At 61.0% G+C, this 7947-nt stretch carries 6 protein-coding genes; all 6 read left to right on the top strand.

Features of this window, described 5'->3' with window-relative positions; all coding sequences use genetic code 11:
- Positions 1 to 772 (top strand): Trk system potassium transporter TrkA (gene trkA, locus ACLBXN_RS15335; protein ID WP_447612712.1); only part of this gene is annotated, 772 nt, incomplete at its 5' end.
- A 9-nt stretch (positions 773 to 781) separates the two neighbouring features.
- The gene (locus tag ACLBXN_RS15330; protein ID WP_211458365.1) at positions 782 to 2248 is read left to right on the top strand and encodes a TrkH family potassium uptake protein; all 1467 of its coding nucleotides are present in this window, start codon (positions 782 to 784) and stop codon (positions 2246 to 2248) included.
- 78 nt (positions 2249 to 2326) lie between these two features.
- The gene (gshA, locus tag ACLBXN_RS15325) at positions 2327 to 3622 is read left to right on the top strand and encodes a glutamate--cysteine ligase (RefSeq protein ID WP_004340452.1); all 1296 of its coding nucleotides are present in this window, start codon (positions 2327 to 2329) and stop codon (positions 3620 to 3622) included.
- A 78-nt stretch (positions 3623 to 3700) separates the two neighbouring features.
- A complete protein-coding gene (locus tag ACLBXN_RS15320; protein WP_211458367.1) occupies positions 3701 to 5569 on the top strand; it encodes a potassium transporter Kup in 1869 nt (622 codons plus the stop codon).
- A 138-nt stretch (positions 5570 to 5707) separates the two neighbouring features.
- Positions 5708 to 6886: a benzoate/H(+) symporter BenE family transporter gene (locus tag ACLBXN_RS15315; protein ID WP_447612711.1), complete on the top strand. Its 1179-nt coding sequence runs from the start codon at positions 5708 to 5710 to the stop codon at positions 6884 to 6886.
- Positions 6887 to 6959: 73 nt separating this feature from the next.
- Positions 6960 to 7907, top strand: a complete 948-nt coding sequence (gene gshB / locus ACLBXN_RS15310; protein ID WP_447612710.1) for a glutathione synthase — start codon at positions 6960 to 6962, stop codon at positions 7905 to 7907.
- Positions 7908 to 7947 lie beyond the last annotated feature (40 nt).

Raw genomic sequence — 7947 nt, 5'->3', positions numbered from 1 at the left:
CCTGCCCGAGGGGCGTCCGAGCCGCCCGGTGTTCCGCATCATGATTGCAGGCGGCGGCCAGGTCAGCCTGCGGCTGGCCAGGAAGCTGGCTCAGACGCCGGGGCGCTTTCACGTCAAGATCGTCGAGTCCAATGCCCAGCAATGTTTGAGCCTGTCGTCGGTGCTGCCAGCCGAAGTGCTGGTGCTGGAAGGCGATGCCACCGATGAGGCACTGCTGGAGGAGGAGGGCATCGAGGAGGTGGATCTGTTCCTCGCGCTGACGGACGACGACGAGGACAACATCATGTCCAGCCTGCTGGCCAAGCGCATGGGCGCGCGCCGCGTGCTGTCGCTGATCAATCGCCGCGCCTATGCCGACCTGATGCACGGCACGCAGATCGATATCGCGCTGTCGCCGGCGCAGGCCATGCTGGGCGAGTTCCTGGCCTATGTGCGTCGCGGCGACGTGCAGGCCGTGCACAGCCTGCGCCGCGGCGTGGCCGAGGCCCTGGAGATCGTGGCGCGCGGCGACCGTAAAAGTTCGCGCGTAGTGGGGCGCAAGGTGGAAGAGCTGCGTCTGCCCGAGGAGGTTCACATCGGCCTCATCGTGCGCGGCATTCCCGAGGGCAAGACCTGCGAGGAAGTGGCGGGCACGGCATTGGAGACCGAGGTCATCATTCCGCGCAGCCATACCGTGATCGAGTCCGGCGACCATGTGGTGTTCTTTCTGCCCAACAAGCGGCTGGTGCGCAACGTGGAAAACCTGTTCCGCGTCAGCGCTACCTTTTTCTAAGCTGCACACATGAAAGACCTGCTTCCTGTCCTGCGTGTGCTGGGCATGCTGATGATCATGTTTGCCGGCGCCATGTTGCTGCCCTTCGGCATCTCATGGTTCACGCAGGATGGCATCTGGCGCATCTACCCCTGGTCGATCGGGCTGACGGTTGGCGTGGGGCTGCTGCTATGGGCTGGTCTGCACCGCTACAAGCAGGATCTGCAGCCGCGCCACGGGGTGATTCTGGTGACGCTGGTCTGGGTGGTTCTGCCGCTGTGCGCCATGGTGCCCCTGGTGATGGGGCTGAACCGGGTGGGCATCTCCATCAGCTTCACCCATGCCTACTTCGAGGCCGTCTCGGGCCTGACGACAACCGGGGCCACGGTGCTCAGCGGTCTGGATAAGCTGCCGGTGTCCATCAATGTCTGGCGTACCTTCATGCAATGGATGGGCGGCATGGGGATTCTGATTCTGGCCGTGGCTGTGCTGCCGCTGCTGGGTGTCGGTGGTGCTCAGCTTTTCAGGGCGGAGGCCGCCGGCCCGGTCAAGGACACCAAGCTCACACCGCGTATTACCGAAACGGCCAAGGGCCTGTGGGGCGTATATGCGCTCTTCTCCATTGGCTGTTTTCTGGCCTTCTGGGTCTGCGGCATGCAGCCCCTGGATGCGCTGATGCATATGTTCGCCACGGTGAGTCTGGGCGGGTTGTCGTCGCACGACGCCAGCTTTGCCTATTTCAACTCGCCGCTGCTGGAGGCCGCGGCTCTGCTGTTCATGCTGTTGGCCAGCTGCAACTTTGCGCTGTACTTCGTGGCCATGCGCAAGGGGCGTATCGATAGCTTTATGCGCGACCCCGAAATGCGCGCCACGATCGGCGTGCTGCTGGGCTCGGGCCTGCTGGTGGCGCTGCTGCTCTGGGTCAAGGGGGTCTATGGGCCGCTGGATGCCTTGCGCAACGGCATGTTCCATACCGTCTCGGTCGCCACGACCACCGGCTTTTCCACCACGGACTATCTGTCCTGGCCGGTGTTCATTCCCGTTCTGTTGTTGCTGCTGTCGGGCGTTGCCACCAGCGCGGGCTCGACAGGCGGCGGCATCAAGATGGTGCGCATGCTGATACTGGTCAAGCAGGCCAGGCGCGAGATGACGCGTCTGGTGCATCCGCGGGCCGTGCAGCCGGTGCGGCTGGGCGATGCGGTGGTAGATAACCCGATGATTTTTTCGGTGCTGGCCTACATGCTGGTTTACGGTGCCACCGTCATTGTGTTGAGCATGGTGTTGCTGCTGACCGACCTCGACCCTCTGACCGCCTTCTCTGCCGTGCTGGCCAGCGTGCACTGCATGGGGCCGGGCCTGGGGGCCGTTGGGCCCGCATCCAACTACACGGTGTTGACGGATTTCCAGATCTGGGTGTGTACTCTGGGCATGCTGTTGGGGCGGCTCGAGATACTGAGTTTCATGGCTTTGTTGTCACCGGCATTTTGGCGTCGTTGAGACAAAGACTGGGGAAAACACCTATCTCATGCTTCAATCTCTACAATTGCCCCCCACCATCGTCTCCTGAGGGTATTTATGGTTCCACATCTCGTCACGGCTTTGACCGGCCCCATTAACGAACTTGAGCAGCGCATTCTCGACTCCATGCCTGCCATTGAGCGTTGGTTCCGCCTGGAATGGATGGAGCACACGCCGCCGTTCTACTGCTCGGTGGACATTCGTAATGCGGGTTTCAAGCTGGCGCCGGTGGATACCAACCTGTTCCCAGGTGGCTGGAACAATCTGACCGATGAAATGCTGCCGCTGGCCGTGCAGGCTGCGATGGCTGCTATCGAAAAGATATGTCCCGAAGCGCGCAATCTGCTCATCATCCCCGAGAACCACACGCGCAACACTCACTATCTGGCCAGCGTGCTGCAGCTCAAGCGCATCTTCAGCATGGCGGGTCTCAATGTGCGTATCGGCTCCATCAGCCCCGAGATCAAGAAGACGCTGTCCATCACGCTGCCGCTGGGTGACGAGATCAAGCTGGAGCCGGTGATCCGCAGCAAGCGCCGCCTGGGCCTCAAGGATTTCGATCCCTGCACGATTTTGCTCAACAACGATCTCTCCACCGGCGTGCCCGGCATCATCGAGGAGCTGTACGAGCAATACCTGCTGCCGCCGCTGCATGCGGGCTGGAATGTGCGTCGCAAGAGCCGCCACTTCCAGAGCTACGAGGAAGTCGGCAAGCGCTTCGGCAAGCTGCTGGGCATCGATCCCTGGCTGATCAATCCCCTGTTCGGTCATGTGGAGAACATCGATTTTGCCGAAGGCACGGGCATGGAGGCCCTTGCCGAGCAGGTGGACGTGATCCTCTCCAAGGTGCGCCGCAAATACAAGGAATACGGCATCAAGGAAAAGCCGTTTGCCGTGGTCAAGGCCGATAACGGCACCTACGGCATGGGCGTGATGACCGTGCGCGACGCCAAGGAACTGGCTGCGCTGCCGCGCAAGAGCCGCAACAAGATGGGCGTCATCAAGGACGGCCAGACCGTGCATGACGTCATCGTGCAGGAGGGTGTGCTGACCTATGAGCGCATGCACAACGCCGTGGCCGAGCCTGTGGTCTACATGATGGACCGCTATGTGGTGGGCGGTTTCTATCGCATGCACCCCGAGCGCGGCGAGGACGAAAACCTCAATGCCCCCGGTGCGGGCTACGTGCCCCTGGCTTTCCAGCAGAGCAACCACCTGCCTCAGGCCAGCGCGCGTCCGGGCGCCAGCGCACCCAACCGCTTCTATATGTATGGCGTGATAGCACGTTTGGCCATGTTGGCTGCCAGCTACGAGCTGGAAGCCACTAATCCCGACGCAGAAATCTACGACTGATTTCACGGGCGCTGAGGACAGCGCACAATGCCGACAATTTCCCCACTCGGTGACTGCCTTACGAGTCGCTCCTGACCTGTGCAAAATTCGAAATCCTCGCTAGGCGCCCTGACCTTGGGCGCGATCGGTGTCGTCTATGGAGACATCGGCACCAGTGTTTTGTACTCGGTCAAGGAGGTTTTCGGCTCAGGCTATGTGCCGTTCACGCCGGACAACGTCTACGGCGTGCTCTCGGTACTGTTCTGGACGCTCACGGTCATCGTCTCCCTCAAGTACGTGACCCTGGTGCTGCGCGCAGACAACAACGGCGAGGGCGGGCTGGTGGCCATGCTGGCCCTGGCCTCGCAGACGGTCAAGGACAAGCCGCGTCTGTCCAGCACGCTGTTTCTGGTGGGTATGTTCGGCACCTCGCTGTTCTATGGCGACGGCGTGATCACCCCGGCGATTTCCGTGCTCTCGGCGGTCGAGGGCCTGGAGGTCATCTCGCCACATTTCACCAAGGCCGTGATTCCGCTGACGCTGGTGATCCTGTTTCTGCTGTTCTTTGTGCAAAAGCGCGGCACAGCAGGCATAGGCAAGTTCTTTGGCCCTGTAACCGTGACCTGGTTTGCCTGTATTGCCTTGCTTGGCGTGCACCAGATCATGGGGCATCCGGAAATCCTGGCCGCGCTCAGCCCGCATTACGCGGTCCGCTTCATCTGGAACAGTCCAGGCATCAGCTTCATCATTCTGGGCTCGGTCGTGCTCTGCGTGACCGGTGCAGAGGCGCTTTATGCCGATCTGGGGCATTTCGGCAAGAAGCCGATCCGCCTGGCCTGGTTCAGCATTGCCATGCCGGCCTTGACCCTGAACTACTTTGGTCAGGGCGCCTTGCTGCTGGCCAACCCCGAGGCGGTCAAGAACCCGTTTTTCATGATGGCACCCAGCTGGGCGCTGCTGCCGCTGGTCATCATGGCCACCATGGCCACGGTGATTGCATCGCAGGCGCTGATCACAGGGGCCTTCAGCGTGACCCGCCAGGTCATTCAGCTGGGCTACTTCCCGCGTTTTGAGGTGCGCCACACCAGCGTGAAGGAGACCGGTCAGATTTATATGCCTCTGGTCAACTGGGGGCTGTTTGTGGCGATTGCGCTGGCCGTGCTGCTGTTTCGCAGCAGCGGCAATCTGGCGGCGGCCTACGGTATTGCGGTGACGCTGGACATGCTGATCACCACCATGCTGACCTTCTTTGTCGTCCGCTACCGCTGGAACTATCCGCTGGCGCTGTGCCTGCTGGCCACGGGCTTCTTCTTTATCGTGGATCTGGCGTTCTTCGCCTCGAACCTGCTCAAGCTGTTTGAAGGTGGCTGGTTCCCGCTGCTGATCGGCGGCACGGTCTTCACCTTGATGATGACCTGGCGCCGCGGGCGTGAGCTGCTGCATCAGAAGCTGCAGGCAGATGCGCTGGATCTGCGCCAGTTTCTGGAAGCCACCTGGCGCCATCCACCCACCCGGGTGCCCGGCACGGCGGTTTTCCTCTCGGGTGAGCCTGGCACCGTGCCGCATGCTCTGCTTCATAACCTCAAGCACAACAAGGTGCTGCACGAGCGCAATCTTTTTGTGACCGTGCGCAACCACGAGGTGCCCTGGGTGGGGATGGACAAGCGGGTGGAGTCCGAGTCTCTGGGCGGCGACTGCTGGGAAGTCATCATCCACTACGGTTTCAAGAACGAACCCGATGTGCCTGCTGCACTTGCACAGCTGCGTACCCAGGGCTGCATGCTGGATTCCATGGCCACCAGCTATTTCCTGTCACGTGATGTGATCATCCCGCGCATGAACAACTCCATGGCGCACTGGCGAGAAAAGCTGTTTGCGCAGATGCACAAGAACGCGAGCCGAGTGGCTGACTTCCTGCACCTCCCGAGCAACTCGGTGGTGGAGCTGGGCTCCAAGATCGAGCTGTAAATATTTTGAGTCAAATATGCCTTTGGCGCTTTACCAGTAAGCGCTGATAGCTATTTATTTTGAAGTGATGATGGGCTTCGTCATTCGCGCTTGCGCAGGGTGCATCATTTTGGACGGGGCTGGTGCCAGAATGCACGGATGCGCTTTTTCAAAGACTTGAGTCCTGCCGCCGTGGCCGCAGGCTTTGTAGCCGTGCTGGTGGGTTTCACCAGCTCGGTAGCCCTGGTGTTTCAGGCGGCGCAGGCATTTCATGCCACGCCTGAGCAGATTACTTCCTGGATCTGGGCGCTGGGCCTGGGCATGGGTCTGTGTTCGCTGGTCCCATCGCTGATTCTGCGCATGCCGGTCATGGTGGCCTGGTCCACCCCAGGGGCTGCGGTGCTGGCGACCGCCGGGCTGGCGGGCGGTTTCTCCATGGGGGAAGCGATCGGTGCCTTTATTGTCAGCGCGGCACTCATCATCCTGGTGGGGGTGACCGGCTGGTTCGAGCGCATCATGAACCGCATTCCCATGGAAATTGCATCGGCCCTGCTGGCCGGCGTGCTGGCCAAGTTCGGCATGCAGGCTTTCTCTGCGGCCGAGACCAATCTGTCCCTGGTGCTGGTCATGCTGCTTGCCTATCTGCTTTCGCGGCGCATGGCTCCTCGCTATGCGGTCATCATCACCCTGCTGGCCGGAACCGCCTGGGCGGCGCTGAGCGGGCAGATGCAGTGGTCGGCCGTGCATGGCGGGCTGGCCATGCCGGTCTATACGGTTCCCGAGTTCTCGCTACAGGCGCTCATCAGTCTGGCGTTGCCCCTGTTTGTCGTGACCATGGCTTCGCAGAATCTGCCTGGCGTGGCGGTGATTCGTGCCACGGGCTATCCGATACCGGTGTCCAAGGTCATCAGCATGACCGGCGTCGCGACCTTACTGCTGGCGCCGTTTGGCGGCTATGCCCTCAACCTCAGTGCCATCACGGCGGCGATCTGCATGGGAGACGAGGCGCATGAGGACAGAAACAAGCGCTATACCGCTGCTGCTGTATGCGGACTGCTATATATATTGATAGCTATCTTTGGTGCAGTGGTCACCGGCCTGCTGACGGCATTTCCCAAGGAGCTGGTGGCTTGTATCGCCGGACTGGCCTTGCTGGGCTCCATAGGGGGTGGCATGGCTACGGCCTTCAAGGAAGAAAAGCACAGAGAGGCTGCACTCACCACTTTTCTGGTGACGCTCAGCGGTGTCGTCATTGCGGGTGTGGGCTCTGCCTTCTGGGGCGTGGTCGCGGGTAGTCTTGCCCTGCTTGTCCAGAGCCTGCGAGCCCGCAAGGCCTGAGTATCAGCCGTCATATTGTGGTGTTATGTCCGGCTCGGCATGATGCCTGTATCAACCGCTAGAGTTCTTCACCATGCAAATACTGTTTGTCGCCGATCCGCTGGAATCCTTTGTCATCTACAAGGACTCCACCTTTGCCATGATGCGTGAGGCTCAACGCCGAGGACACCAGATCGTGGTCTGCGAGCCCCGCCATATCTCCTGGCAAAGCGGTGGCAAGGTCAAGGCCCAAGTGCGGCATATCACCCTGACCGGGGACAAGGACCGCTGGTTCGAGGAAACCCAGTCTGCGCAGACGGTGCTGGCAGACTTTGGCGCCATCGTCATGCGCAAGGACCCTCCGTTCGATTCCGAGTTCTTCTATGCCACGCACATGCTCGGCCAGGCAGAGCGTGAGGGGGCCAAGGTTTTCAACAAGCCCAGTGCCCTGCGCGAGCATCCCGAGAAGCTTGCCATCATGGAGTTTGCGCAATTCATCTCGCCAACGCTGGTTACGCGCAGTGCTCAGGACGTCCGAGCCTTTCACGCAGAGCACAAAGACATCATCCTCAAGCCGCTGGACGGCATGGGGGGGATGGGCATCTTCCGAGTCGGTGAAGACGGTCGCAATCTAGGCAGCATCATCGAAACCCTGAATCAGGGCGGCTCCACCAGCGTCATGGTGCAGAAGTTCCTGCCCGACATCGTTCATGGCGACAAGCGGGTGCTCATCATCGGCGGCAAGCCCGTGCCGTTCTGCCTGGCTCGCATTCCGCAGGGCAATGAGGTGCGCGGGAATCTGGCGGCCGGAGGCAAGGGCGTTGCCCAGCCGTTGGTAGAGCAGGACAAGGCAATTGCCGAGTTCATTGGGGAGCGTCTGGTGCAGCGTGGCTTGCTCTTGATCGGGCTGGATGTCATCGGCCATAACGTCACCGAGATCAATGTGACCAGTCCCACCTGCTTCCAGGAGATCTTTGATCAGACTGGCTGTGATGTGGCGGCGCTGTTTGTCGACGCACTGGAGCAGGCTGCTCGCGTCTGAGAAGCGACAAAGAACCCCGGCAGGCAAGGCCTGCCGGGGT

This window comes from Comamonas sp. C24C, assembly GCF_053345995.1.
The sequence above is the reverse complement of the archived record's forward strand: the minus strand, read 5'-3'. Positions and strand labels throughout refer to the sequence as shown.

Bases quoted from the DNA above. Each gene is read 5' to 3' on its own strand.
- gshB (WP_447612710.1), top strand. From the start codon at position 6,960: ATGCAAATACTGTTTGTCGCCGATCCGCTGGAATCCTTTGTCATCTAC.
- ACLBXN_RS15330 (WP_211458365.1), top strand. From the start codon at position 782: ATGAAAGACCTGCTTCCTGTCCTGCGTGTGCTGGGCATGCTGATGATC.
- ACLBXN_RS15315 (WP_447612711.1), top strand. From the start codon at position 5,708: ATGCGCTTTTTCAAAGACTTGAGTCCTGCCGCCGTGGCCGCAGGCTTT.
- gshA (WP_004340452.1), top strand. From the start codon at position 2,327: ATGGTTCCACATCTCGTCACGGCTTTGACCGGCCCCATTAACGAACTT.